The 25,185-nt window shown below is 60.2% G+C and carries 21 protein-coding genes; 19 read left to right on the top strand and 2 right to left on the bottom strand.

Going from position 1 to position 25,185, the window contains the following annotated elements:
* Positions 1-172: 172 nt before the first annotated feature.
* Positions 173-2,122, top strand: coding sequence for a TOMM precursor leader peptide-binding protein (locus EXY20_RS04950; protein ID WP_135548261.1), 1,950 nt, complete (start codon positions 173-175; stop codon positions 2,120-2,122).
* Between the two features lies 1 nt (position 2,123).
* Here EXY20_RS04950 and EXY20_RS04945 read toward each other — a convergent pair whose 3' ends face one another.
* Positions 2,124-3,005: a helix-turn-helix domain-containing protein gene (locus EXY20_RS04945; protein WP_135548259.1), complete on the bottom strand. Its 882-nt coding sequence runs from the start codon at positions 3,003-3,005 to the stop codon at positions 2,124-2,126.
* A gap of 120 nt (positions 3,006-3,125) precedes the next feature.
* Between EXY20_RS04945 and EXY20_RS39695 the strand changes: the two genes are divergently transcribed.
* The 11 genes from EXY20_RS39695 (at position 3,126) to EXY20_RS04890 (ending at position 14,203) form a co-directional block, all read left to right on the top strand.
* Entirely contained in the window at positions 3,126-4,628 is a 1,503-nt protein-coding gene (locus EXY20_RS39695; protein WP_135548257.1) for an L-fucose/L-arabinose isomerase family protein, read from the top strand.
* A gap of 17 nt (positions 4,629-4,645) precedes the next feature.
* Complete coding sequence (locus EXY20_RS04935; protein WP_135548255.1) at positions 4,646-4,957, top strand: L-rhamnose mutarotase; 312 nt, start codon at positions 4,646-4,648, stop codon at positions 4,955-4,957.
* 206 nt (positions 4,958-5,163) lie between these two features.
* On the top strand, positions 5,164-6,168 hold the full coding sequence (locus tag EXY20_RS04930) for an RpnC/YadD family protein (RefSeq protein WP_135548253.1): 1,005 nt from the start codon (positions 5,164-5,166) through the stop codon (positions 6,166-6,168).
* A gap of 664 nt (positions 6,169-6,832) precedes the next feature.
* On the top strand, positions 6,833-7,984 hold the full coding sequence (locus tag EXY20_RS04925; protein ID WP_135548251.1) for a CaiB/BaiF CoA transferase family protein: 1,152 nt from the start codon (positions 6,833-6,835) through the stop codon (positions 7,982-7,984).
* Positions 7,985-8,002: 18 nt separating this feature from the next.
* A complete protein-coding gene (locus EXY20_RS04920; RefSeq protein ID WP_135548249.1) occupies positions 8,003-8,533 on the top strand; it encodes a MaoC family dehydratase in 531 nt (176 codons plus the stop codon).
* Entirely contained in the window at positions 8,530-9,726 is a 1,197-nt protein-coding gene (locus EXY20_RS04915) for a CaiB/BaiF CoA transferase family protein (RefSeq protein ID WP_135548248.1), read from the top strand. Before EXY20_RS04920 ends, EXY20_RS04915 begins: the two co-directional genes overlap by 4 nt.
* A gap of 8 nt (positions 9,727-9,734) precedes the next feature.
* A complete protein-coding gene (locus EXY20_RS04910) occupies positions 9,735-10,568 on the top strand; it encodes an amidohydrolase family protein (RefSeq protein ID WP_135548247.1) in 834 nt (277 codons plus the stop codon).
* A gap of 11 nt (positions 10,569-10,579) precedes the next feature.
* Positions 10,580-11,686: a Gfo/Idh/MocA family protein gene (locus tag EXY20_RS04905; RefSeq protein WP_135548245.1), complete on the top strand. Its 1,107-nt coding sequence runs from the start codon at positions 10,580-10,582 to the stop codon at positions 11,684-11,686.
* Positions 11,687-11,694: 8 nt separating this feature from the next.
* Positions 11,695-12,861: an ABC transporter substrate-binding protein gene (locus tag EXY20_RS04900; protein ID WP_135548243.1), complete on the top strand. Its 1,167-nt coding sequence runs from the start codon at positions 11,695-11,697 to the stop codon at positions 12,859-12,861.
* A gap of 120 nt (positions 12,862-12,981) precedes the next feature.
* Positions 12,982-13,755 (top strand): IclR family transcriptional regulator, encoded by a 774-nt coding sequence (locus tag EXY20_RS04895; protein ID WP_135548241.1) that lies wholly within the window; start codon positions 12,982-12,984, stop codon positions 13,753-13,755.
* A 7-nt stretch (positions 13,756-13,762) separates the two neighbouring features.
* The gene (locus EXY20_RS04890; protein ID WP_135548238.1) at positions 13,763-14,203 is read left to right on the top strand and encodes a MaoC family dehydratase; all 441 of its coding nucleotides are present in this window, start codon (positions 13,763-13,765) and stop codon (positions 14,201-14,203) included.
* 344 nt (positions 14,204-14,547) lie between these two features.
* Here the strand turns inward: EXY20_RS04890 and EXY20_RS04885 are convergent, their stop codons facing one another.
* The gene (locus EXY20_RS04885) at positions 14,548-15,357 is read right to left on the bottom strand and encodes a phytanoyl-CoA dioxygenase family protein (protein ID WP_135548236.1); all 810 of its coding nucleotides are present in this window, start codon (positions 15,355-15,357) and stop codon (positions 14,548-14,550) included.
* Positions 15,358-15,509: 152 nt separating this feature from the next.
* On the opposite strand from EXY20_RS04885, the gene EXY20_RS04880 reads away from it, so the two are divergent.
* From EXY20_RS04880 to EXY20_RS04850, 7 genes are all read left to right on the top strand, one after another.
* A complete protein-coding gene (locus tag EXY20_RS04880) occupies positions 15,510-16,427 on the top strand; it encodes an AraC family transcriptional regulator (RefSeq protein WP_167858995.1) in 918 nt (305 codons plus the stop codon).
* Between the two features lie 575 nt (positions 16,428-17,002).
* Positions 17,003-18,001 (top strand): glycoside hydrolase family 130 protein, encoded by a 999-nt coding sequence (locus EXY20_RS04875; protein ID WP_135548232.1) that lies wholly within the window; start codon positions 17,003-17,005, stop codon positions 17,999-18,001.
* 120 nt (positions 18,002-18,121) lie between these two features.
* Positions 18,122-19,942 carry a sensor histidine kinase gene (locus EXY20_RS04870; protein ID WP_167858994.1) on the top strand — a complete coding sequence of 607 codons (1,821 nt, stop codon included), beginning with the start codon at positions 18,122-18,124 and terminating at the stop codon, positions 19,940-19,942.
* Positions 19,920-21,467 (top strand): response regulator transcription factor, encoded by a 1,548-nt coding sequence (locus EXY20_RS04865; RefSeq protein WP_135548228.1) that lies wholly within the window; start codon positions 19,920-19,922, stop codon positions 21,465-21,467. Before EXY20_RS04870 ends, EXY20_RS04865 begins: the two co-directional genes overlap by 23 nt.
* Positions 21,468-21,499: 32 nt before the next feature.
* A complete protein-coding gene (locus tag EXY20_RS04860) occupies positions 21,500-23,173 on the top strand; it encodes an extracellular solute-binding protein (protein ID WP_135548226.1) in 1,674 nt (557 codons plus the stop codon).
* 184 nt (positions 23,174-23,357) lie between these two features.
* Positions 23,358-24,278: an ABC transporter permease gene (locus tag EXY20_RS04855; protein WP_135548224.1), complete on the top strand. Its 921-nt coding sequence runs from the start codon at positions 23,358-23,360 to the stop codon at positions 24,276-24,278.
* 37 nt (positions 24,279-24,315) lie between these two features.
* Entirely contained in the window at positions 24,316-25,182 is an 867-nt protein-coding gene (locus EXY20_RS04850) for a carbohydrate ABC transporter permease (RefSeq protein WP_135548222.1), read from the top strand.
* Positions 25,183-25,185: the final 3 nt, after the last annotated feature.

Below are 25,185 nucleotides of genomic sequence, written 5' to 3'. Positions count from 1 at the left end.
CTGGCTATTTCGTGGCCGTTATCCATTTTTGATGAAATAGGCCATAAAAGATGGCCTATTTCGCAATCCCTTCGTGTTCCGCGGCTTGACGAGCTCGATTTGACGCGAGAGTCGTTTCCGAAAGAGGTACTGGCAGGCGTGTGCGGCGCATCGCTGCAATGGAGGGGTTCGGATGAAAGCACGGAACGTCGCAGCGGTTGTGGGAGACGGCTTGCTTGCCGACCTCGTCTGTGAAAAATTGCTCGAGCAAGACGGGGATCTCGAGGTGGTGCGCGGGACGAATATTGCCAGCGGCGTGCCGGAAACGGCGAAGCTGGTAATTGTCGCGTACGACGAGGAGCGCGCCGACGAAGACGCGCAAACGCAAGCGGAGCTGCGCCGCCTCGGCATGCCGTGGCTGTGCGGTTTCATTGCGCTGCATGAAGCGGTCGTCGGCCCGCTCGTTCGCCCCGGCAAGCCGGGCTGCCCGTTATGCGCCGGCTATCGGCGGCGAGAGCCGGAGGAGGTGCAGGAGCAGCTCCTGGCCCGGCTGATCGCGCCGGATGACAATCGGCACGAGGAACGTCCTTCGCGAACGGCGATCCGGCAGACGGCCTGCCTGCTGGCAGCGGAGGCGTGGAAGGCGCTGCGGAACGAAAGGCCGCTCACGGAGGAGCACGTGTATCTCATGCGCTTGGACACACTCGAGTGCTCGCTCCATTTCTTTTTGCCCGATCCGATGTGTCCGGTGTGCGGCCAACTGCGCGACGATACGGAGGAAGCGGCGACGATCGTGCTGAAGCCGAATCCAAAGCCGTACGCCGGCGAGTATCGCTGCCGTCCGTTAAGCGAGCTGAAGCTGACGCTGGCCCGCGACTATGTGGATGCGCGTACGGGCTTGTTCAACGGGAAGTACCATCACCTCGCGTCGGCGTTTGCGAATGTGAGCGTGAACTGGCCTTCGCCGATGGGGGACGAAGTGACGGGCGGAAGAGGGCATTCCTACGCGGAAAGCGAAATGACCGCCATACTGGAAGGGCTGGAGCGGTATTGCGGGCTGTCCCCCCGCGGCAAACGCACTGTCGTTCGCGACAGTTACCGCCATGTGGCGGCGCATGCGCTCGACCCGACTAGGGTGGGGGTGTATGCGAAGGAGCAGTATGCGCTGCAAGGCTTCCCCTTCGAGCCGTTCGATCCCGATCGTCCGATCGATTGGGTGTGGGGATATTCGTTCGGCCAGGAGCGGCCGCTGCTTGTTCCGGAGCTGCTGGCTTATTGCAGCTTGCCGTTCGCCGGCGGGCACGTCCACGAAACGACCAACGGGTGCGCCCTCGGCGGCAGCCTGGAGGAAGCGATTCTTTACGGCATGCTGGAAGTGGTCGAGCGCGATTCGTTCCTGATGGCCTGGTACGCGCAGCTGCCCGCGCCGGGACTCGATCCGGCCACGGCCGGCGACAAGGAATTGACGCTGATGATCGAACGGCTGCATGCGACGTCCGGCTATGAGGTGCTGCTGTTCGACACGACCACGGAGAACGGCATCCCTTCCATCTGGGCGGTGGCGAAAAACAGGCGCGCGGCAGGCGCGAATCTGATCTGCGCCGCAGGCGCTCACCTCGATCCGGCGCGCGCGGCGAAAAGCGCGATCCACGAGCTCGCCAATACGGTGCTCATGCTGGGGGAATACGACGAGGAAAGCCGTGAGGAAGCCGGGCAAATGTACCGCGACGCAACGCTCGTGCGGCAAATGAGCGACCATGCGCTCTTGTACGGGCTGCCGGAAGCCGAGGCGCGGCTGCGTTTTTTGCTGGGGGGGGATCGCCCGCTGCATTCGTTCGGCGAACGATTCAAGCGGAAGAGGAACCATTCCGATCTGACCGACGATTTGAAAATGGTGCTGCAAACGTTCCGCGACCTGCGTCTCGACGTAATTGTGGTGGATCAAACGGCGGCGGAGACGCTGCGGAACGGCCTGCACAGCGTCAAAACGATCATTCCGGGCATGCTGCCGATGACGTTCGGGCATGAACGAGTCCGTCTGACGGGGTTGGACCGCCTCTATCATGTGCCGGTTGCGCTCGGTTATGCAGATCAGCCGCTGACCGCCGAGCGGATCAATCCGTATCCGCATCCTTTTCCATGAATCAGTCCGGTTGACGCCAGCGGTTGCGGAAGGCGAGCGGGGTTAGGCCGGTGCGGCTTTTGAACAGGTTGATGAAATGGCTGGCGTTGTCGACGCCTACGGCCCGGGCGATGTCGGCGACCGGCAAGGTGCCGTACTGGAGCAGCTCCTTGGCGCGGGTGATGCGCGTATTGATGAGGTATTCCAGCGGCGAGAAGCCGGTATGACGCTTGAACGTGCGCGCCAGATGATATTTATTGACGGCAAACGCCGCCGCCATCGTGTCAAGCGAATGGCTGGCGGCGTATTCCTGCTCCAGCTTCTGTTTCAGCTGCAGGATGTAGGCGGGGGCGGCGGCCGGATCGCGGTCGGTGCCCTTGCTTTCGAGCAGCAGGTCCGTCAGCAGCGCGACCAGCAGCCGCGAGCTTTCCAATTCGGTGTTCAGGCTTCGGTTGCGCTGGATGTCCAGCAAACGGCGCAGCAGCGCCGGAATGCCGCTCCCCTGCGGCAGCCGGACAACCGGCGAATCCGCTTCGGCGAACAGCTCGTAGTAGGAGCGCGAGCCGCTCCCATACAGGTGCACCCAGAGCAACTCCCACGGCTCCCGCGAGTCGAGGGCGGTGCGGTAATGCTGGTACGCCATGCAATCGATGCAAAATAAATCGCCCGGCCGCACCGTTGTCGTTTGGTCGCGGTACGTCAGTTCGCCGGCGCCGGCGACGGTGTACACGACAAGAAACGATTCGAGCTGCTCGCGTTCGGTGAAATACGCCCGGGCGGCGCGAAAATGGCCGATTTCCTGTATGTAGTAGAGCGCCTGGCGGGCAAAAGCCGACGGCGTGGCGATCAGGCGAACGGAATCGGCGGACCAGTCGTTGGCCGAACGTTGGCGGAAGGCGGACATGGCGAACACCTCGTCAATATTGTTTGATTTTTGCCCAATAATGTTGGATGTAATCTGTATTATAAGGGGTTAAGATGAAAGAAGAAAGACGACATTATGGCATGAAAAAGGAGGATGGCGATGACGCTGCTATCGCCTGTCAAGCCGGCGCGCAGGCCGCGTATCGGCTTGTATTCGATCGGGCTGCGAGCGTATTGGGAGCAATTTCCCGGTTTGCGGGAACGGCTGATCGCGTATGGCGCCTTTATTGAGCGGAAGCTGTCCGCCTGGGGCGACGTATTCAACTTCGGCCTCGTCGACGACGAAGGCTCCGGCCGGCGGGCCGGCGAATGGTTGAACGAGCGGAACGTCGATCTCGTCTTCGGCCACTCGGCGACGTATTCGACGAGCTCGACGGTGCTGCCGGTACATCAGATTTGTCGGGCGCCGGCGGTGTTTCTCAATTTGCAGCCGGCCGCGCGCATCAACTACGACGCGACGACGACCGGCGAATGGCTGGCTCACTGCGGCGCCTGCCCCGTGCCGGAGCTGGCGAACGCGCTGAACCGGGCGGGCATCGCGTTCCGCGTCGTGAACGGTTTGCTCGGTTTGGACGAAACGCCGGCCATATCGCTCGCCGACGAAGCGACGGCGGACCGTCCGGAAGCGATCCGCGCCTGGCGCGAAATCGGCGAATGGGCGCGCGCCGCATCCGTGCCGCGTACGCTCCGGCATGCCCGGTTCGGCTTCCTCGGCAATACGTACAGCGGCATGCTGGACATGTACAGCGATTTTACGATGATCCAGGCGCAAACCGGCCTGCATGTCGAAGTGCTGGAAATGTGCGACCTGGACCGCATGCTGCGGGACGTGACGGAAGCGGACGTGCGCGAGAAGCTGGACGAAGTGCGCGCGATGTTTGCGATCAGCGGCGATTCGCCGTCCGATCCGATTGCGCGGAAGCCGACCGACGAGCAGCTCGATTGGTCGTGCCGCGTGGCCGCCGCCCAGGAGAAGCTCGTTCGCGCGTACGACCTCGACGCGCTGTCGTATTACTACCACGGCGCGCCGGGCGGGGAGTACGAGAAACTGCAGGGCGGCTTCATCGTCGGCCATTCGCTGCTTACCGCGCGCGGCATTCCGTGCTCCGGCGAAGGCGATTTGAAAACGGCCGTCGCGATGAAAATATGCGATATCCTCGGCACCGGCGGCAGCTTCAGCGAAATCGTTGTCGTCGACTACGACGACGGCACGATTTTGCTCGGCCACGACGGGCCGTTCCATATCGCGATATCGGACGGAAAGCCGATTCTGCGCGGCATGGGACTGTATCACGGCAAGCAGGGCACAGGAGTATCGGTGGAAGCGAAGGTGCGCCGCGGGCCGGTGACGACGCTGAACGTCACCCAAACCGGCGACGGCCGGCTGAAGCTGATCAGCAGCGAAGCGGAGTCGACTGACGGGCCGATCATGCGCATCGGCAACACGCAGACGCCGGTTCGCTTCCGGCAGCATCCGGACGACTACATGAGCGCCTGGTTCGCGGAAGCGCCGACCCATCACTGCGCGATGTCGATCGGGCACAACGCGTCGCTGTTCCGCAAGGTGGGCGAGTTGATGGGCATCAGGCATGTGACGTTGTAGGAAAGGAGGCGGGAACAATGGAGCACGTTTCATTCGTGCTGCGCATCGATCCGGCGAACGAGGCGGAATACCGCCGGCGCCACGAGCGGGTCGATCCTGAGCTGGAGGAGCAGTTTGCCGCGGCCCGGATTCACAGCTATCGTATTTTTTACCATGAAGGCACGTTGTTCGCTTACATGGCGGTCGACGACTTTGCGAAGGCGATGGCGCATTTGGCCGCGCATCCGGCCAACGCCAAGTGGCAAGCGTTCATGAGCGATCTGCTGCTCGCCTGGGAAACCGGCGATACGGTGAAGACGATACCGGAAGTGTACGCGTTCGGGGAATAACATTGTCTTGCCGGTTGGAGGCTGATTTGGTACTCTGATTGTGCATCCATCGGTCGCGAAGCACGCGCCGCTCTCTTTTCCCGTCTGGGAAAGAGGACGGCGTTTTTGCGTTCCTTTTCCTTCTTCGGGAGGGGGGATCCCGGTCCGCGCAGCTTGCGTTTTCGCCGCCGATGCATCGCGATTATGGTATACTAAGGGGGAACATGATGCCACGCAAGAAGCGCGGAGGCCGTCATCCGGCGATCCGGCTGGACCAGGCGATGCGGCAGTTATTCCGTCTGTCGCGAAAGGTTACGCTGCGGCTGCTGAACGGTTTGTTCGACGAAACGTTCGCCGAAGCCGAAGTGACGGACATTCATTACGAAGACAACCGGTTTACGACAAGAGAAGGGCAGCAGCTGCAAGGCGATTTGTTTTTGGCTGTCCAAACGCATGACCGCATCTACCGTTATCACGTCGAGTTTCAAACGCTGCACGACCGGACGATGGCGATCCGCATGTTTCGTTATGGCATGGAGAAGGCGCTGCAGGCGCCTCACAGCGCCGAAACGGAGTTGACGCTTGAGTATCCGGCTCAGCGGGTCATCGTGCTCGAGGAGAACGGGAATATTCCCGACTCGCTTTCGCTACTGCTCAAGTTCGGCGATGGCCTGCAGGTGCGTTACTCCGTGCCGGTCATGAAGTATTGGGAATGGTCGGCGGAGCAATTGCTGGCGCGCGGGCTGTATGCGTTGTTGCCGCTGCAGGTATTTGGCGCACGGGCGAAGCTCAAGCGGCTGGCGCGCAGCAAACGCCCGGATGCGGAGAAGCGGGTGCAGGTGGAGGAGCAATTCCGGCAGTTGCAGGTGACTCTTGGCGGCACGCTGCGTATACTGGATGAGCTGTACGAACGCGGCGAACTGCCATTCGACGATTTGGAGCATATGCTGCGCATCGTTACCTATATCGCGGAGCACCTGTATGCGCAGTACGATCCTTATCCACACTGGAATGAGGAGGTGGATCGCTTGATTAAGACGTTGATCGATCCGAAAATTTGGGAGCGAGGCAAGCGGGAAGGGCGCAAGGAAGGCAAGATCGAAGGCAAGATTGAGGGCAAGCTGGAGGTCGCGCGCAATTTGTTGGCGCTGGGCGCGGAGCCGGAGCTGATTCGGCATGCGACGGGCCTGAGCGACAACGAGTTGGAACAGTTGCGGGACCAGAGGCGGTGACGGCAGCAACGATTTTGCAAGGAGTGTTTACCAGGCCGGGCGGGCAACCGTTCGGCTTTTTTTCAATCTATTCAGAAGTCGGGTAATCAAAATAGCCAATGAAAAATGGCTTATTTGCCCGATTTGGCCCGCCTCGGCGGAAATAGACAGTGAAAACACTGGCTATTTCGAAGCGGCGACCCGTTTTTAACGAAATAGGCAAAAAAACATGGCCTATATTTCAAACAGGGGCGAAGGGGCGGGAGCGGAGGCGAGGGTTGGTATGGAGAAGCTGAGCGCTTTCTGCAAGAAAGCGGTATCGGAAGCATATGCTCAGCGTTCGCCTTTGTTTTCCGGATTCCCCCTCCGCCTATCGTTCGAAGAATCCGGAAAACAAGAAGCGATCGGAATACCAACCCTCGCTCGCAGCGGGAGCCGGTTTCGCCGGATGTTCATCGTTTGAGATACCGCTAAAGCCTGGCCAACTTTTTCGAAGTGCTTCAATAGAAGCTATTCTTAGTTTGAGCGGCGCTTTTGCTGCCGTTTGGCATCGACTGCCGATACAGGCGTTGGCTGAGTTGTCGTTTTCCCGATTGACGCAGGAATGGAAATACGATATGTTTCATATATAACAATCAATTGCATATATGAAATAACAACTGACAACACTGGGGTGCTGCCGAAAATGGAAGAGAAGCTGTTGGACGGATTGTTGGTGCTGGATTTCAGCAACTTTTTGGCCGGGCCGTTTGCGGCGATGAGGCTGGCCGACCTCGGCGCGCGCGTGATCAAAATCGAACGCGCCGAAGGCGGCGACTTGAGCCGCAAGCTGACGCTGTCGAACCTGATCGTCGACGGCGACAGCACCGTGTTCCATTCGATGAACCGGAACAAGGAAAGCTACGCGGCCAATTTGAAGGATGCGGCCGATTTGGAGCGGGTGAAGCAGCTCGTCCGGCAAGCCGACGTGCTGATCGACAACTTCCGCCCCGGTACGATGGCGAAGTTCGGGCTCGATTTTGAATCGGCGAAGGAACTGAATCCGCGGCTCGTATACGGCAGTATTACCGGCTACGGCGCGGAAGGGCCGTGGAAAGACCGGCCCGGCCAAGATTTGCTCGTGCAATCGCTTTCCGGCATGACCTGGCTGAACGGAAGCGGCGACCAGCCGCCGGTGCCGTTCGGCTTGTCCGTCGCCGACATGTTCACGAGCGCCAATCTGGTGCAAGGCATTCTTGCGGCGCTGATTCGCCGGGGCACGACCGGCCGCGGCGGGTTGGTCGAAGTGAGCTTGATGGAGTCGGCGCTCGATTTTCAGTTCGAGGTGCTGACGACGCATTTGAACGACGGCGGTCAATTGCCGGTCCGCAGCAATGTCAACGGGGCGCATGCTTATTTGGCCGCTCCGTACGGCATTTACAAGACGGCCGACGGCTTTATCGCGCTGGCGATGGGTTCGGTGCTGCGGCTCGGGGAGCTGCTCGGCTGCGAGGAGCTTGCCGCGTATCAGGACCCGAAGTCGTGGTTCGACCGCCGCGACGAAATCAAAGCGATTCTCGTCCGCCATCTGCAAGGCAGGACGACCGCGGAATGGCTCGGCAAGCTCCAGCCTGCCGACTACTGGTGCGCCGAGGTGCTGTCGTACGACCGGCTGTTTGCGCATGAAGGTTTCCAAGTGCTGGATTTCGTGCAGGAGACGGAGCGCAAGAACGGAACGGTCGTACGAACGACGCGGTGCCCGATTCGGGTGGACGGGCAGCGGCTGTTCGCGAAGCGGGGAGCGCCCGTGCTGGGCGAAGACAACGCGGATATCGACGCGGAATTCGGGTTGAAATGACGGCAGGAGGGCTTGGACATGACAACTGGCAACACGCAACAGCAACAGCAGCATCCGCATAGCGAGCTTCCGGTATACAACACGGAAACGTGGATGTATGAAGAGTTTGAGCTTGGCCGCAAGGTGAAATCGATTCGCCGCACGATCTCCGAAGGGGAAGCGATGCTGTTCAATTCGCTTGTGATGGACCTGCATCCATACGTGGCGGACGAACGGTTCGCCCAGGAGGAAGGCTTGTTCGGCAAGCGGCTCGTCGCCGGCGCGATGGTGTTCAGCTACGGGCTCGGGCTGATGGCGCACAACAACGTGCATACGTTCAGCTACGGCTACGACAAGCTGCGTTTCATCAAGCCGGTATTTATCGGCGACACGATCTACACCGTGCGCACGCATCTGGAGAAGCGGCCGAAGTACGAAACGATGGGTCTGGTCAAAGTGAGCTACGAGGTGTTCAAAAACGAAGGCGAGCTGGTGCTGTACTGCGAGCATCTGCAGACGGTCAAGTACCGCGATCCGGAACGCTGGCAAGACCAGGTGGAGAAAAAATGACGACTCCCGCTTCCGCAAACTTGGCGAAACCGCTGGAAGGACTGACCGTCGTCGACTTCTGCCAGTTTCTTTCCGGGCCGTACGCGGCACTTCGCTTGTCCGATCTCGGCGCGCGTGTCATCAAGATCGAAAACGCGCAAGGCGGCGACCTGTGCCGCCGGTTGTACATTTCCAATCTGGAGCTGGACGGCGACAGCACGCTGTTTCATTCGATCAACCGCAACAAGGAAAGCGTGGCCGTCAACTTGAAGCAGCCGGAAGATCGCGCGTTCGTGGAAGAACTGCTGCAAGGCGCCGATATCATGATGCAAAATTTTCGCCCCGGCGTTATTGAACGGCTTGGCTTCTCCTTTGAAAAGGTAACGGCAATCAATCCGCGCATCATCTACGGCTCGATCAGCGGGTACGGCCAGGAAGGGCCGCTCGTCGGCATGCCGGGGCAGGACTTGCTCGTGCAATCGATCAGCGGCATCGCCTGGCAGAACGAGCGGGCCGGCGAAGCGCCGGTGCCGTTCGGGCTGGCGGTCGCCGACATGATGGCCGGCGCCCATCTGGTGCAAGGCCTGCTGGCGGCGGCGGTGCGCCGCGCGATCACCGGCAAAGGCGCTAAAGTGGAGGTAAGCCTGCTCGAGTCGACGCTCGACACGATGCAGGAAGTGTGGAGCGACGAGCTGCAGCAGCCCGGCGCCCGCGAGGGAAGCCGCCCGCCGGTCGAGCAGCCGCCGCTAGGCGGCATCTACGCCGCCCGCGAAGGCTGGCTCGCGCTCGGCGCGGTGCCTGCCGCGGACGTCGCCGCGCTCGGCCGGCTTGTCGGCAGCGCCGCGCTTGCCGCCGGCGGCGAACCGGCCGCAAGCCGCGCCGAGCTGCAGCGCGCGCTGCGCGCGGACACCGCTGCGCAGTGGGCCGCGCGGCTGGAAGCGGCGGGCTTCGCCTGCGCCGAAGTGCTCGATTGGCTGCAGCTGCTGCAAACCGAGGCGTTTCGCCGCCTCGAGATGGTGCAGACGGTGCGCCGGGCCAACGGCGTCGAACTGGCGACGCTGCGCTGCCCGATCCGGATCGACGGCCGCCAGTTCCGTTCGCCGGTCGGCTCGCCGCAGATCGGCGAACATAACGAACGCATCGCGCGGGAACTGGCGGAACGCAAAATGACCCGCGCTGGCGCAAGCGGCGGCGCAAACGAAAAAGGAGCGTGACGAACAAGATGAAAGTGGATGCGCATCAGCATTTTTGGGATTTCAAACGAATTGCCTACAAGTGGCCGGACGCCAGCGTGCCGTCGCTCTACCGCGACATCGTCGCGGAGGAACTGGAGCCGCTCGTGCGGGCGGCCGGCATCGACCAAACGGTGATCGTACAAGCCGACCACTCCACCGCCGAAACGGATTACATGCTCGAAGTGGCCGCGAACCATGACTGGATCGCCGGCGTCGTCGGCTGGGTGCCGCTGGACCGCCCGGACGAAGCGGCGCGACTGCTGGAAGCGTATGCAGGCAACCCGTATTTTAAAGGCATGCGCCATTTGATTCACAACGAAGAGGATCCCGACTGGATTGTCCGCCCCGAGGCGATCGAAGGGCTGAAGCGGCTGGCCGACGCCGGGCTGCCGTTCGACGTCGTGTCCGTGCTGCCGCGCCATCTCGAGCACGTGCCGACGCTGGCCGAGAAGGTGCCGCACCTTCGCATGGTGATCGACCACCTGTCCAAGCCGCCGATCCTGGAGAAAGGCTGGCAGCCGTGGGCCGATCTGCTGGCGCGCGCGGCGCAGTATCCGAACGTATATGCCAAACTGTCCGGTTTGAATACGGCGGCCGACCCAGCAGGCTGGAGCTGGCGCGATTTGAAGCCGTACGTGGATTATGCCAAAGAGCAGTTTGGCGCCGACCGGCTCATGTTCGGCAGCGACTGGCCGGTTGCGAACCTGGCCGGCGATTATGCGCAAGTATGGGAAGCGACCTTGTTATGCGTCGCCGATTACGCCGAAGCGGAGCGGCAAGCGATTCTGGGCGGAACGGCCGCACGCTTTTATAACCTGTAAGGAGGCGCGTTATGACGACGAAGGAACCGTGGCTTGACCTGGATTACAAACCGAAGCTTCCGATTGACCGCTCGCGCGGCATCGGCATCATCGGCGCCGGCGAAATCGTGCGCGAGGCTCATTTGCCGGCGTACCGGATGGCGGGCTTCAACGTTGTCGCCATTACGAACCGGACGCGCGGCCGGGCGGAGGAGTTGGCGCGCGATTACGGCATCGCCCGCGTGTACGATACGGCGGAAGAGCTGATCGCCGATCCGGACGTGCAAATCGTCGACATCGCCTTGTCGGCCGACCGCCAGCCGGATATCGTCCGGCTCGTCACGCAGGCGGGCAAACACATGCTGTGCCAAAAACCGCTCGGCGAAACGTACGAAGCGGCCTGCAGCATTGTGGACATGTGCCGGGAGGCGGGCGTCAAAGGCGCGATCAACCAGCAAATGCGCTGGGCCCCGGGCATGCGCGCCAGTCACGCCATTATCCGGCAAGGCTGGATGGGCGAGCTGACGCAAGCGACGATTCAGGTGAACGTAAAGACCGATTTTGCCAATTGGCCGTTCCTGCGCACGATCGACACGCTCGAAGTCATGTACCACAGCATTCATTACATGGATTCGATCCGGTTTCTGTTCGGCACGCCGGTATCGATTTTTGCCGACGGGGCGCGTTATCCCGGCCAGACGGTCAAAGGCGAAACGCGGACGACGATTCATATGACGTTCCCCGGCGACACCCGCGGCCTGATTCACGACAACCACAACAACTGGGCGCCGATGGACGACTGGTACGCGTCGTTCCGTTTCGAAGGCACCGAAGGCATCATCAAAGGCACGAACGGCGCGCTGTACAACTATCCGCACGGCGCGGAGGACACGATCAGCTTCCTCTCCAAACAGATCGACCCGACTCGCTGGTTTTCGCCGGTGCTGGAAGGCAAATGGTTTCCGCACGCTTTTATGGGCACGATGGGCGAACTGATGCGGGCGATTGAAGAGGATCGCGAGCCGGAGAACAGCGTAGAAGACAATTTGCTGACGCTGCAAATGGTATTTGCCGCCTATCGTTCGATGGCGGAAGGCCGGCCGGTGGCGTTGGCTGAAATTGCGGCGGAAAGGGAGTAAAGGCAACTATGACGCAGATTCAATTAAAAGGGATGACTTGGAAACACGAAAGAGGAGTAGCTCCGCTGGTGGCCGCATCCCGGCTGTTCAACGAACGGCATCCGGAGGTAACGATCGAGTGGGAGGCGCGGTCGCTGCAAGATTTTGAAGCGTACCCGCTCGAATTGCTGGCCGCCACGTACGACTTGATTATGATCGACCATCCGCATCTTGGTTCGGCGGTGGCAGGCGATTTGCTCGTGCCGCTGGACGAACTGCTGCCGGCCGCTTTTCTCGACGAGCAGCGCGCGAACAGCGTTGGCCTGAGCCACGACAGCTACTTCTGGCAAGGCCATCAGTGGGCGCTGGCCGTCGATGCGGCGGCCCAGGTGGCCACCTATCGCGCGGACCTGCTGGCGAAGGTCGGACAACAACCGCCAACGACGTGGAACGAAACGCTGCGCCTAGCCAAGACGCTGCCGGCCGGTTTGACCATCGGCTTGCCGCTGGTGGCGGTGCACGCTTACGCCAGTTTCTTCACGCTGATTACGCAGCTTGGCGGCACCACGTACTGGAGCGACGGTTCGCCGCTTGACGCCGAAGTCGGCGATCAAGCGCTGGCGCTGCTGCAGCGGCTGCTGCCGCACCTGCATCCGGAGTCGCCGCACAGCGACCCGATCGCGATGTCGGAGCATATGGCGCGCACCGACGAAATCGCCTACGTGCCGCTGATGTACGGCTACTCGAACTACGCTCGCGACGGGTTCGCGCCGCATGCGCTGCGGTACGCCGACATTCCGTCGGTCGACGGCGAGCCGCGGGGCAGCATGATCGGCGGCGTCGGGCTTGCGGTTTCCGCACGCACCCGCCATCGCGACGTGTGCGGCGAATTTGCGATGATGACGGCGGCGCCGGCGTTTCAGCGCACAACGTTTTTTGCCAGCGGCGGGCAGCCCGGCCATCGCGGCGCCTGGCTCGACGCCGAGGTGAATCGCGTCTCGAACGGCTTCTTCGCGGACACGCTGCGTACGCTCGATCTGGGTTCGATGCGGCCGCGGTTTGCCGGCTATATCGATTTCCAGGAGCAGGCGGGGGCGCGCATCCGGCAGTTTCTGCTGGATGGCGGCGAGGATCGCAAGGCGCTGGTCGCCGAGCTGAACGACCTGCTGCGCACTTGTTGCACCATTCCGGACTGACCCCCGTTCCGGTGTTGTACGGTTCGCCATAGTGTCGCGAATCGGGTACAATAGGGCCAGCGAAACGACGGCTGTCGGCCGGCGAGCCCGGCGGGCGGGTTCGGAAGAAGGAGTTGTGCCATGAAAGATTTTAAAGTGCCGGCGCTGGAAAAGGGACTCGAGATTCTCGAGACATTGTCCGCCAGCATGGCGCCGATGTCGCTTGCGGAGCTGAGCCGCGCGCTCGGTCGCAGCAGCAGCGAGCTGTTCCGGATGATCGGCTTCCTGGAGGAGCGCGGCTATGTCGCAAAGGAACCGCATTCCGGCAGCTACCGGCTGACGCTGAAGCTGTACGAGCTGGCGCATACGCATTCGCCGGTCGAAAATCTGATCCGCGCGGCGGCCATTCCGATGCGCGAGCTGGCCGTGGCCGTGGGCGAATCGTGCCACCTCAGCGTGCTGCGCAAATCCGGCCTGCTCGTGCTGCTGCAGGAGGACAGCCCGCTCAAGTACCGGCTGTCGGTCGAAGTCGGCGGTACGTTCGATGCGCTGAACACCGTTTCCGGCCGGCTGCTGGTGGCGCATTTGTCGCCGGAGGAGCAGAGCTGGCTGCTGCGGCAGCACGAGGGCTATCTCGCGATGAACGAGCGGGAGCGGGAGGAACTGCACGAGAAGCTGGCGGCGATTCGCGAGACGGGCTACAGTCATGCGGAAGGAGAGTTCCACCTTGGCGTGAGCGACTACGCCGTGCTTGTCGGCAACGAGCGGATCGGGCTGATGGCCGCGCTTGCGGTGCCGTGCCTGCAGCTCGCCAACCGCCAGGCGGCCGGCGGACCGGCGGTGCTGGAGCAGCTGCGGCTGTGCGCGGCCCGGATTACGGAGTCGCTGGGATTGACGACGCAAACGAGGAGATGACGCGGACATGAAGTCGGTTTATTTCGAGGATTACGAGCTGGGCCACACCCGCGAAACCGGCGGCCGTACGATCACGGAGACGGACATTGTGCTGCATGCCGGGCAGACGGGCGATTTTTACCCGCATCATATGGATGCGGAGTGGTGCAAGGAGCAGCCGTTCGGGCGGCGCATTGCCCACGGCACGCTTATTTTCAGCGTCGGGGTCGGCATGACGGCGGGCGAAATCAACCCCGAGGCGTTCAGCTACGGCTACGAGCGCCTGCGGTTCATCAAGCCGGTTTTCATCGGCGACACCATCCGCGCGAAGGTCGAGATCAGCGATAAGAAAGACCACCCGAAACGGCCGGAATACGGGATCGTCAGCGAGAAGCTGACGGTCGTCAACCAGTCGGGCGAAGTGGTGCTGGCCTGCGAGCATCTGCTGATGGTGAAGCGGCGCGGGTGACGTGTTGGTAAATTAGGCCATGAAAAGCGGCTTATTTGCCTCTTTTTATTCGGTCCATCAAAAATAGCCAGTGAAAACATGGCCTATTTCGCCGAAGGAGCCCCAAATCGGGCTTTTCCGTCGAAATAGCCAGCGAATTCACTGGCTATTTTGCTTTTGCCGGTCCTTTTTGGTGAAATAGCCAAGAAAACAGGGCTTATTTCAAAGGGAGCTCGCGCTCCGCCGCTGCCGCACCTTCGTCGCATCCGCCGCATTCCGCCGTATGCCCGCCAACCGTGCTTTTAAGTAGCTGATGCCTTACCTCATCCGCGGCACGCTCGCAGCCCACACTCTCTCATTCCGCCTCACAAAATCTCATTCTCACCAAACGCGCCGCGCATGTGGTACGTTTGCGAGCCCGGGTCGATCGCGTCGCCGCTTGGCTGGATGCGGTATTCGAGCGACACCCGCAGCTGCTCCTGCGTCGTATTGTGCAGCGCCTTGTGCACGGTCAGGCTATGGAACAGCAGCAAGTCGCCGAGCGCAAAGTCGGTCGTCAGCCAGCGCAGCCCGCTGCGGTCCGTCTCCTCCTGCGGAATGCCGCGGCCGCCGGTGCCGCTCATGGGCACATGCTCCAGGAAGCCGAGATGGTTCGAGCCTTCCAGCACGGCCAGCCCGCCAAGCTCCCGCGGGCAGTTTCCGGTCGGAATCCAGTTCGTATACGTCGCCTGCGTTCCGCGGATATAATAGAAATCCTGATGCGACGGCGTCGTTTGCTTGAAGCTCTGCGGCGTCGTGATGCGGCCGATGCGGCGCCGGTGCTCCAGCGCTTCCGCGCCGAACAGCCCGCTGTACAGCAGCATCAGCACCGGATTGCGCCCGAACGCGTTAAAAGTCGCCAAATCGAGAATTTCCCGGTACAGCCGCGTCGTTTCGAATTTGCCCGGCTCCTGCACCGAACCGCTGTAAATGCCGTCGATCGGATCCGTCCCTTCCCGGACCCATCCATGCCCGGCAGCCAACTCAAGCATCCCCCTGCGGATCGCCAGCAGCGCCTCCTTGTCAAGCACATCCCGGAAAAACAAATACCCCTTCTCTTTCAGCCGTTCCCGCAAGGCGGGGACGTTGTTCAGCAGCGCGTTGGACACCTCGAATTCTTGCAGTCGATCCGACATATTTCGTCACCTCATAGGTAGAATTTATGGAATACGAACGTTATAATGGCAGTATAAGTCCTTTTGTTGTCGATGTATTTCAAATTCACAAGGAATTATTTATAATCTGCAAGCAATTCCTATCCCGCGCGGAAAAGAGTCCGAGGAGCCCAATGAACGCCAACGCCGACATCGCCCCGTCGATTTCCTGGAACGATCTGAACCCGGTCATCACGTTCGCCAACCGGCTGCCTTGCGCGCCCGGATTCGCGTTCGGTCCGCGGTATATCGCCGACTATCAGTTCATCTATGTCGCAAGCGGCAGCGGCAGCGCGCAAATTCAAGACCGACGATACACGGCGAAGCCGGGAGATCTGTTCTTCTACGGCCCGCTGGTGGCGCACCGGTTCGAGGCGGATCGGCAGCGGCCTTTTGTGCTGTACGGCATCCATTTCTGGCTAAACGGCGCGTTTCCCGAAAACGGGCGTTTATACGCCACGGATATTACCGCCTTAACCGCTATGAAAGCGGCGCCGGACGTGACGAACCGGCTGCAGATCGGCTCGCTGACGAATGCGCTGGACGTGCCGGAGTATTGGAACGATCATTCCGCCTGGGTCGAAGCGTATGTGGCGCGAATGGTGCGCATCTGGGAGGAAGCCGAGATCAGCGCGCACATGCTGAACCGGGCGCTCTTCACGCAGTTTCTGCTCAAGCTGAAGTCCGCGAGCACCGCCGCACCCGGGCCCGGCGAGCTGCCGTCCGCGTCAAGGACGATGGGCTTCGTCATGGAGCAGCTGAAGCAGCGCGCCGCGCTGCCTTACGACCGCTCGTGGCTGAAGGAATGGACGCATTACCACGAGAACCATGCGTCGCGCCTGTTTCTGAAGCAGTTCGGCGTTTCGCCGCACGAGTATTTTACGGAGCAGAAGATGAACCTGGCCAAAGAGTGGCTGGCGGACAGCGACGACGCGATCGGCGATATCGCCGATCGGCTGCATATCAGCTCGATCCATTACTTCTCGCTGCTGTTCAAGCAGCGCACGGGCTGCGCTCCCAGCGAATACCGCAAGCTGCGGCGCAATATCTAACCACGAAAATAGCCAGTAAAAAATGGCTTATTTGCCCGATTTGGCCCGCCTCGTCGGAAATAGCCAGTGAAAATAGGGCTTATTTGCTCCGCCAGGCCCCCGAATCAGGTCTTTTAGCCGAAATAGCCAGCGATTTCACTGGTTATTTTAGAGGGGCAGCCCGTTTTAGACGGAATAGGCAATAAAACATGGCCTATATGGCAAGACGCTTGATCGGAGCGGAGCGGCAGTGAAGCAAATGGCTAGCTGAGGCGGCGGGGGGAGAATGCCGCGTTTGGCGATGGTTGGAACAGGGGCGAGCGGCGGGAGCGGAGAGCGGGGGTTGGGGTGGAGAAGCGATCGGAATCCCAACCCCCCCCCCCGCGCGCAGCGGGAGCCGATTTCGCCGGATATTGCCGGTTGAGGCCGATCCGACAGAGCGACCTAAAGATTTTATCCGTTTTCCCATCTTCCGTTGCTGCAGCCTGTCGGAACCATCACCTATACTGGTCCTGAGGAGCGGCCCAATGCGTCAATGAACGGGTATTCCTTGCCAGAGCATCGATATTTTGCATACGAGAAGGAGAACCTATCCCATGACATTGCCCAATCCGCTTGCTTCCAATCCGATCGTCACGCGTTACGCCGGCAATCCGGTTCTGACCGCCGCCGACGTGCCTTACAAGCCCGCGCTCGTCTTCAACGCCGGCGTAACGAAGTACGAAGGCCGCTACGTCATGATGTTCCGCAACGATTACGGCGATGCCGAAAGCGGCACGCTGCTGCCGCACAACACGACGAACGTCGGCCTTGCCTTCAGCAGCGACGGCATCCATTGGGACGTGCAGGAGAAGCCGGCATTCGGCATCGAAAGCGACGAAATCATCCGCACCTACGACCCGCGGCTGACGGTGATCGACGGGCGCTGCTACCTGTGCTTCGCCGTCGATACGCGGCACGGAGTACGCGGCGGGATTGCCGTTACCGACGACTTCGACCATTTCGAGGTGCTGAGCATGTCGGCGCCGGACAACCGCAACATGGTGCTGTTCCCGGAAACAATCGGCGGGAAATACGTCCGGCTGGAGCGCCCGTTCCCGGTATACGGCAAGAGCGGAAAGGACAGCTTCGACATCTGGATTTCCGATTCGCCGGACTTGAAATACTGGGGCAACACGGAGTTGCTGCTCGGCCTGGAGAAGGTGCCGTTCGCCAACGACAAGCTTGGCCCGGCCGCGCCGCCGATCCGCACGCCGCAAGGCTGGCTGACGACGTTCCACGCCGTCGACATCGACCACAACCGCGGCCGGAACGGCTGGGAGCCGTTCTGGAGGAAGCGCTACTGCGCCGGCATCATGCTGCTCGATCTTGACAATCCGTACAAGATTGTCGGCATGAGCAAACGGCCGCTGCTGGCGCCCGAAGCGAGCTACGAAGTCGAAGGCGGCTTCCGCAACGACGTCATTTTTCCGGGGGGCATGGTGCTCGAGGACGACGGCGAAGTGAAATTGTATTACGGCGCGGCGGACACCGTCGAATGTCTGGCGACCGCCCATGTGGACGATCTCGTCCGCGCCTGTCTGGAAGACCAATAAAGCAGTACGAATCAAAGCGGGGAAGCGGATCGCAAGAGCAGCTTCGCTGCTTTCTTTCTTGAAGCGGTTTCTTTTTGCCACACACTTATTTCCGCGGTTATGTTAAGGGGTAAGGCGCCGATGAGACGAAAACAGTTGCTTCAATATATTAACCAACATTTTAAAGTCAAACTGATTATTTCGCTGTCGGTTATTATCATTGTCTGCTCGATCGTCACCGGCTATGTGTCGTACCGGATCAACCTCAATTTGTTCGAAGGCGAAATCAGCAAACAATACCACAAGACGAGCGAACAAACGATCGAGCAGATCGGGTTCAAAATCCAGGACGTGTACCGGATCACGGATTTCGTTTTTTTCCACCCGCTCGTGGAGCAGCTTATGCAGCAAATGCACGCGCCGCCGGCGGCGGGCGAAAGCGAGGCGTTCCGCGATTTTCGCCTGGAGCGCGAGCTGGCCGACATGCTGCTGACGCTGAAGAACGAAACGCAGCAGATCCGCGCCGTTTACATCGTCGACACGCAGGGCATCAACCGCTATTACAGCCAGACGAATTCGGCGTTCCAGATCAAGTTCCCCGACTTCTACCAGCTGCTGCGCAGCAGTATGAAGCCAACGTCGGCGGAAATCGCCTGGCAGCGAATGAAAATCGCCGACTCCTCCGGCCAAAAAAGCTATATCGTAGCCGCGCGCCTGCTCAAATCGACCAAACAGCAGACGGTGTACGGCATGATGATTCTGATCATCGACGAGGCGTATTTCGGCAACTCGCTGGAGCCGTTGATGGCCGGCCGGACGACGGGGGCGTACTTGTACGATCAGAACGGCGAGCTGCTGTACAGCCGCGAGCCGGAAGGCGACGAGGGCTTTCAGCCGACGCTGGCCGGCAGCGACGATACGTTCATCGAGCATCATAACAAAAGCGACTACTTGTTCGTCCGCAGCGAGTTTGCGCCGCGTTCGTTTACGCTCGTCAGCGGCATTTCGCTGGCGGATATCAAGGCGAAAGGGCGCAACGTCTACCAGTTGGCGCTTGTGTCCGGTCTGGTCAGCGTGCTGCTGATGGCGTTCAGCGTCTCCTTCTTCAGCGGCAAAATGCTCAAGCCCCTGCAGGTGCTGGTCGCCGCCATGCAGCGGGTGCGCGAAGGCAATTTGCACGTCGTCATTCCGAAAACGTCGGACGACGAGTTCGCCTATTTGTCGGAACGGTTCAACGAGATGGTCGCCAACATCCAGGCGCTGATCCAGGAAGTGTACGTCAGCAAGCTGAGCGAGAAGGAAGCGGAGCTGAAGTCGCTGCAGGCGCAGCTGAACCCGCATTTCCTGCACAATTCGCTCAATACGATTTATTGGCAAATCATGTATCTGTACGACGACGCGGAAACCGCTTCGCTCGTCTCCAGCTTGTCGGAGCTGCTCAAATATTCGCTGGCGCCGGCGACGACGCCAAGCACGCTGCAGGACGAGCTGACGCAAATCCGCAACTACATGACGATCCAGGAAGCGCGGCACGGCGAAGAGCTGTACGTGACGATCGAGGCGGACGAAGACATCCTGCAATGCCGGATGTTGCGCCTGCTCATGCAGCCGCTGATCGAAAACGTGTTCATCCATGCATTCCGCGACCAGACGGCGAACAAACGGCTGGCGATTCGCGCGTTCCGCCGCCATACCGAGCTGCATATCGAAATCGAGGACAACGGCTGCGGCATGCCGCAGGAGACGATCGACAGCCTGCTCGACGACCGCATTCTGTACGACGAGCGGCGCGAGCGGGAAAGCATCGGCGTGCGCAACGTGATCCGCCGCATCGATCTGGTGCACGGCGCGCCTTACGGGCTCGACATCCGCCGGCTGCCGCAAGGCACGCTGATCCGGTTGACGCTGCCGTACGAAACGAAGGAAGGGGGCAGGGGCAATGATACGCATACTGCTGGTTGAGGATGAGCCCTTGTTTCGCAAAGGATTGGCCAAAATGATCGCCGGCTCCGGCATGGGCTGGACCGTCTGCGGCGAAGCGGAGAACGGGCAGGAAGCGGAGCGGATGATCGCCGAGCTGCTGCCCGACCTCGTGCTGACCGACATTCGCATGCCGCTGATGGACGGGCTCGAGCTGCTCCAGCGGACAAAAGCGTCCTACCCGGCGATCGAATTCATCGTCATCACCGGCTACCAGGACTTTCAGTACGCACAGACGGCGCTGCGCAGCGGCGCGCTCGATCTGCTCGTGAAGCCTTGCAGCAAGCAGGATATTCACGACGCGCTCGGCAAGGCCAACGCCCAGCTCGCCTCGAGCCAGCTCAAGCGGCGCAAGGAAGCGAGCGAACACCAGCTGCTGCTGGAGAACACGCTGCGCGCGTCGTTCCTGCGGTTTCCGACCCGCAAGGAAACGGTCGCCGAGTTGGAGCGCGTGCTCGCGGAACGCCAGTTGGTACTGTTTCATATTGCCGACTTTCTGCCTGCTCACAAGCAGTATGTGAAACGCGACGTGCCGCTGCTGCAATTTGCGGTGCTCAACATCATCAGCGAGCTGCTCGATGTGCACGGACTGGCCGGCACGCTGCTGCTGATCGAATCCGGACGCTTCGCGCTGTTTATGCCGGGGCAGGTGGAGGCGCTTGCGCTTTGCGAGGCGGTGCAGGATACCGTACACCGTCTGCTCGGACTTGCCATCGTTTCGCATCAGGCCGGCGCTGTCGGCGACCTCTCGCGGCTGGCCGACACCTACGAAGCGGTTATGGCCGCCGGCGGGCCGCAACGGGCGCAGCAGCAGGAGGAGCCGTCCGGCGAAGCGGCCGGCGGTGCGGCGCCGATCAACCGGGCTAAGCAGCAGCTGCTCGCGGCGCAGACGCTGTCGTTCATTTTGGCGGGGCAGACGGAAGCGCTGGGGCAGTATCTCGAGCAGCAAATGAAGGACATTCGCGCGATGCGGGAAGACGCCTGGCGGATCGAAGCGCTGTCGTTCAGCTTCGCGCTGCAGGAGACGGCGCGCAAGCAGCTCGAACAGGAATACGACTCGCCCGCTTTGCCGGCGCGCATCGGCAAGCTGCATAATTGCCGCAGCGGCGACGAGGTGTACGCCTGGCTGCAGGAAGAAACCGCACGGTTCATGGGAGCGCTCGGCAGCTGGCAGCATAAATACAATGCAGGCACGGTGACGCGGGCGATCCGTTATATGGAGGAACACTATGCGGAGCCGCTGTCGCTGCAGCAGGTCGCTTCGCATATTCATCTCAACGCGACGTATTTCAGCCATCTGTTCAAAAAGGAGACAGGGCGCAGCTTCGTGACCTACCTGGTGGATTTGCGGATGGAGAAGGCGAAGAAGCTGCTGTCGAATACGGACTTGAACGTAACCGAAGTGTCCGGCCTGATCGGGTACGATTTGCCGAACTATTTTGCCAAGCTGTTCAAGCAGTCGACCGGGCTGTCGCCCAAGGAATACCGCAAGCAGCATCAGCCGTAAGACGGCCGGCCTTTCGGGGAAAGGAGAGACGTATGAAGAAGCTGCCATGGAGCCGATCCGCATTCGCCGCCGCGGCGATCGTGACGGCCGCCCTTGTGCTCTTGTCGTCCGGCTGCAAGCGCAGCGACAGCGGCGGCGGGAGCAAGGAAGGAAGCGCCGCGCCGCGCGGGCACATTTCCGTTACGGTCTACGATCGCGGTACGATTCCCGCCAGCGAAGGCACAATCGAGAACAACAAGATGACGCGCTGGATCAATGAGGCGGGCCCGGTCGACGTGACATTCGTGGCGGTGCCGCGAACGCAGTCGGAGCAGAAGCTTAACACGCTGTTCGCTTCCGGCAAAGCGCCGGACCTGATTCTCGAATACGCGCCGCAAATCAAATATACGCTGATCGACCAGAAGCTGCTTCGGCCGATCGACAGCATGATCAACCAGTACAGCATGCATTACAAGGAGCTGCTCGACCTGTTCCCGGCGCTGCGCAAGGCGGGGGCGGGATCGGACGGCAACCTGTACCAGTTCGGCCGCATCAACGAAACGGTGCCGCAGCGCGGCCTGTTCATCCGCAGCGACTGGCTGCGCAAACTGAATCTGGAGATGCCGCAAACGACGAACGATCTGTATCTGCTGGCCAAGGCGTTCACCGAGCAGGATCCGGACGGCAACGGCAAGAAGGATACGTACGGCATTGCCATGTCGTACAATTCCGGCGCCGCGCTGGACGAAATGTTCGGCGTGACGTACCCGGACTACGTCGTACGCGGCGGCGAACTGGTCCATGGCTGGGACAACATCGAAGCGGTAACGGCGTTCAAGAAGGCGCTGTACAGCGAAGGGCTTGTCGACCCGGGCTACTTGAACGACAAGAACGGCGCCCGGGCCAAGAACGATTTCCTTAACGGCAAGGTCGGCATTTACATGGAACAGTTCAATGTGCCGATCACCTTTTATACCGACTTTTACGTCCCGCTCAAACGCAATGTGCCCGAAGCCGAGCTCGCGATTTCACCGTATGTGGCGACGCCGGTCGGCCGGTTCAATCCCGTCTTCGTCAACCCGATCCAGATGACGGGCGTCGTCAACGCGGAGACGAAGGACCCGGAAGCGGTGATCCAGTATATCGATTTTGCCTCCTCCGAATCGTTCATGAAGACGATGTATTACGGCTTCGAAGGCGTCCATAGCCAAACCGTTGGCGACCAATGCCCGCAATTGATCGACCTGGACAAGTGGAAGACGGAATTCAATTACGCGTCGGGCGATTTCGCCATGCTGGCGTCGCCGATCCTGTCGGGGGCGTGCTATTTCGGCAAAGAGAAGCTGAGCGACAAGGAGCCGCTGCAGAAGCATGTCAAAGAGATGTTCGAGCTGAACTCCGCCTTCGTCGACTTCAGCCTGGACACGGCCGGCCCGACTCATCCCGAGCACATGCCGCAGCTGCCGGCGGATCTGCAGACGATCTTGTCCGACATGAGCAAACATACCGGCGCAGGCGAAGGGGACGTCTGGATCAAGTCGATTTTGACGCCCGGCTATACGCCCGCGCAAGCGAAGGCCGACGCCCTGGCATTATGGAACAACGCCGGCGGCAAGCAGGTCGACGACTGGTACCACAGCTTCTACGCGAACAAACGCGACAGCATCGTGCTGACCAAGGACATTTACGACATTTTCCGGGAGCAGCAGGCGTCGCAGCAGAAATAACGGGTTTCTTCGGCTTTCGGCGTTTGCCGGGAGCTTTTTTTGTCCATTCGCCCAGCGCACCTAAAGATTGTATCCGTTTCCCCAATGTTCGTAGATGTTGGCAATCGGCGGAACGGGTACACTGAGGAAGCAGCCAGAGATCAGACAAAAGCAAGGCAACAAGAACGATCAAGAGGTGAAGCGAATGAGCTCGGCAACGATGAGGAGCGCCTGGCGCTACTTAAATAAGAAGAAGTATTTGTACGTGCTGCTGCTTCCGTGCGTGGTGTACTTCTTTATTTTCAACTACATTCCGATGTACGGCGTGCTGATGGCTTTCAAGGATTTCAACTTTGCCAAGGGCATTTTGCGCAGCCCGTGGATCGGCTTTGAGAATTTCCGCTACATGTTCGGGCTCAGCGATTTTTACAAAGTATTCTGGAATTCGCTTTACCTCGGGTTATTGCGCATCGTCTTCGGCTTCCCGTTTCCGATCATATTGGCGCTGATGCTGAACGAAGTGCGCAGCCTCGTGTTCCAGCGGGTGTCGCAAACGATCATTTATTTGCCTCACTTCATCTCGTGGGTCGTCATCGGCGGCATTCTGGTCAACTTCCTGTCCCCGACATGGGGGATCGTCAATATTTTCATGAGCCAGTTCGGCGCTGAGCCGATCTTCTACCTGGCCGACAACGACTACTTCCGTCCGATCGTCGTACTTAGCAGCATCTGGAAGGACGCGGGCTGGGGAAGCATCATCTACCTGGCGGCGATCGCGGGCATCAACTCGGAGCTGTACGAGGCGGCGGGCATCGATGGCGCCAGCAAAATGCAGAAGCTGTGGTACGTTACGATTCCGGGGATCAAGTCGACGATCATTATTCTGTTCATTTTGCGGCTGGGACAAATTATGGGCAACGGCTTCGAGCAAATTTTCGTGCTGCAGAACCCGATGAATCTGGACGTATCCGAGGTGTTCGAGACTTACGCGTACCGGGTCGGCATTCTCGGCGGCCGTTTCGCCTTCGGCACGACGGTCGGGTTGTTCACTTCCGTGATCGGACTGATCTTCCTGCTCCTCGGCAACTGGCTGGCCAAGCTGATGAAAGAGGACGGCATATGGTAACCGGCCGCATCATACCGCAACCAAGGAGGCAGCCCCGATGACGATCCGATCGTTCGGCGATAAAATATTCGACAGCTTCAACTATATCCTCATTACCTTGTTCGCGCTGATCTGTTTGTTCCCGTTCTACTACGTGCTGGTCTTTTCGATTACGCCGTACGACGATTACCTGGCGCATCCGCTGCGGATGATTCCGCATCATTTCGAGTTCGGCGCTTACGAGCAAATTTTCCGCATGCCGCAGATGTGGTCCGGGTATCGTAACACCATACTGATTACCGTCATCGGCGTGGCGCTGAACATTTCGCTGATGCTGATCTCGGCGTATCCGCTGTCCAAGACGGATTTGAAAGGCCGCAACGTTGTGCTGATCTTCATCACGTTTACGATGTTCTTCAACGGCGGCCTGATCCCGAACTTCTATCTGGTCAAGGAGCTGCACCTGTACAACACGCTGTGGAGCATGATTCTTCCCGGGGTGCTCGGCGCCTACAACCTGATCCTGATGAAAAATTTCGTCGCCTCCATCCCGGCGAGTCTTGAGGAATCGGCGTTTATTGACGGGGCGAACGAATTCAAGGTACTCTATAAAATCATCATTCCGTTGTCGAAGCCGGCCATCGCCACGTTCGTTATTTTCCATGCGGTGACGCAGTGGAACACGTTTTTCTCCGCCATCATCTACACGTCCAAACGGGATTTGTGGCCGCTGATGCTGATCCTGCGCGATTTGGTCGTCGACGACGGAGGCATTGCCAAGGACGTGAACGATACTAGCGGCGTGACCGTGTTTACGATCAAGATGGCGATCATCATTTTTGCGACGCTGCCGATCATTACCGTATATCCGTTCCTGCAGCGGTTTTTCATGAAAGGCATGCTGATCGGTTCGATCAAAGGGTAGCTT

Origin of the sequence: Paenibacillus cymbidii (assembly GCF_004764705.1) — a bacterium.
Taxonomy (GTDB): domain Bacteria; phylum Bacillota; class Bacilli; order Paenibacillales; family NBRC-103111; genus Paenibacillus_AN; species Paenibacillus_AN cymbidii.
This window is presented reverse-complemented; position numbering and strand designations above follow the sequence as displayed.

Bases quoted from the DNA above. Each gene is read 5' to 3' on its own strand.
- EXY20_RS04950 (WP_135548261.1), top strand. From the start codon at position 173: ATGAAAGCACGGAACGTCGCAGCGGTTGTGGGAGACGGCTTGCTTGCC.
- EXY20_RS04945 (WP_135548259.1), bottom strand. From the start codon at position 3,005: ATGTCCGCCTTCCGCCAACGTTCGGCCAACGACTGGTCCGCCGATTCC.
- EXY20_RS39695 (WP_135548257.1), top strand. From the start codon at position 3,126: ATGACGCTGCTATCGCCTGTCAAGCCGGCGCGCAGGCCGCGTATCGGC.
- EXY20_RS04935 (WP_135548255.1), top strand. From the start codon at position 4,646: ATGGAGCACGTTTCATTCGTGCTGCGCATCGATCCGGCGAACGAGGCG.
- EXY20_RS04930 (WP_135548253.1), top strand. From the start codon at position 5,164: ATGCCACGCAAGAAGCGCGGAGGCCGTCATCCGGCGATCCGGCTGGAC.
- EXY20_RS04925 (WP_135548251.1), top strand. From the start codon at position 6,833: ATGGAAGAGAAGCTGTTGGACGGATTGTTGGTGCTGGATTTCAGCAAC.
- EXY20_RS04920 (WP_135548249.1), top strand. From the start codon at position 8,003: ATGACAACTGGCAACACGCAACAGCAACAGCAGCATCCGCATAGCGAG.
- EXY20_RS04915 (WP_135548248.1), top strand. From the start codon at position 8,530: ATGACGACTCCCGCTTCCGCAAACTTGGCGAAACCGCTGGAAGGACTG.
- EXY20_RS04910 (WP_135548247.1), top strand. From the start codon at position 9,735: ATGAAAGTGGATGCGCATCAGCATTTTTGGGATTTCAAACGAATTGCC.
- EXY20_RS04905 (WP_135548245.1), top strand. From the start codon at position 10,580: ATGACGACGAAGGAACCGTGGCTTGACCTGGATTACAAACCGAAGCTT.
- EXY20_RS04900 (WP_135548243.1), top strand. From the start codon at position 11,695: ATGACGCAGATTCAATTAAAAGGGATGACTTGGAAACACGAAAGAGGA.
- EXY20_RS04895 (WP_135548241.1), top strand. From the start codon at position 12,982: ATGAAAGATTTTAAAGTGCCGGCGCTGGAAAAGGGACTCGAGATTCTC.
- EXY20_RS04890 (WP_135548238.1), top strand. From the start codon at position 13,763: ATGAAGTCGGTTTATTTCGAGGATTACGAGCTGGGCCACACCCGCGAA.
- EXY20_RS04885 (WP_135548236.1), bottom strand. From the start codon at position 15,357: ATGTCGGATCGACTGCAAGAATTCGAGGTGTCCAACGCGCTGCTGAAC.
- EXY20_RS04880 (WP_167858995.1), top strand. From the start codon at position 15,510: ATGAACGCCAACGCCGACATCGCCCCGTCGATTTCCTGGAACGATCTG.
- EXY20_RS04875 (WP_135548232.1), top strand. From the start codon at position 17,003: ATGACATTGCCCAATCCGCTTGCTTCCAATCCGATCGTCACGCGTTAC.
- EXY20_RS04870 (WP_167858994.1), top strand. From the start codon at position 18,122: ATGAGACGAAAACAGTTGCTTCAATATATTAACCAACATTTTAAAGTC.
- EXY20_RS04865 (WP_135548228.1), top strand. From the start codon at position 19,920: ATGATACGCATACTGCTGGTTGAGGATGAGCCCTTGTTTCGCAAAGGA.
- EXY20_RS04860 (WP_135548226.1), top strand. From the start codon at position 21,500: ATGAAGAAGCTGCCATGGAGCCGATCCGCATTCGCCGCCGCGGCGATC.
- EXY20_RS04855 (WP_135548224.1), top strand. From the start codon at position 23,358: ATGAGCTCGGCAACGATGAGGAGCGCCTGGCGCTACTTAAATAAGAAG.
- EXY20_RS04850 (WP_135548222.1), top strand. From the start codon at position 24,316: ATGACGATCCGATCGTTCGGCGATAAAATATTCGACAGCTTCAACTAT.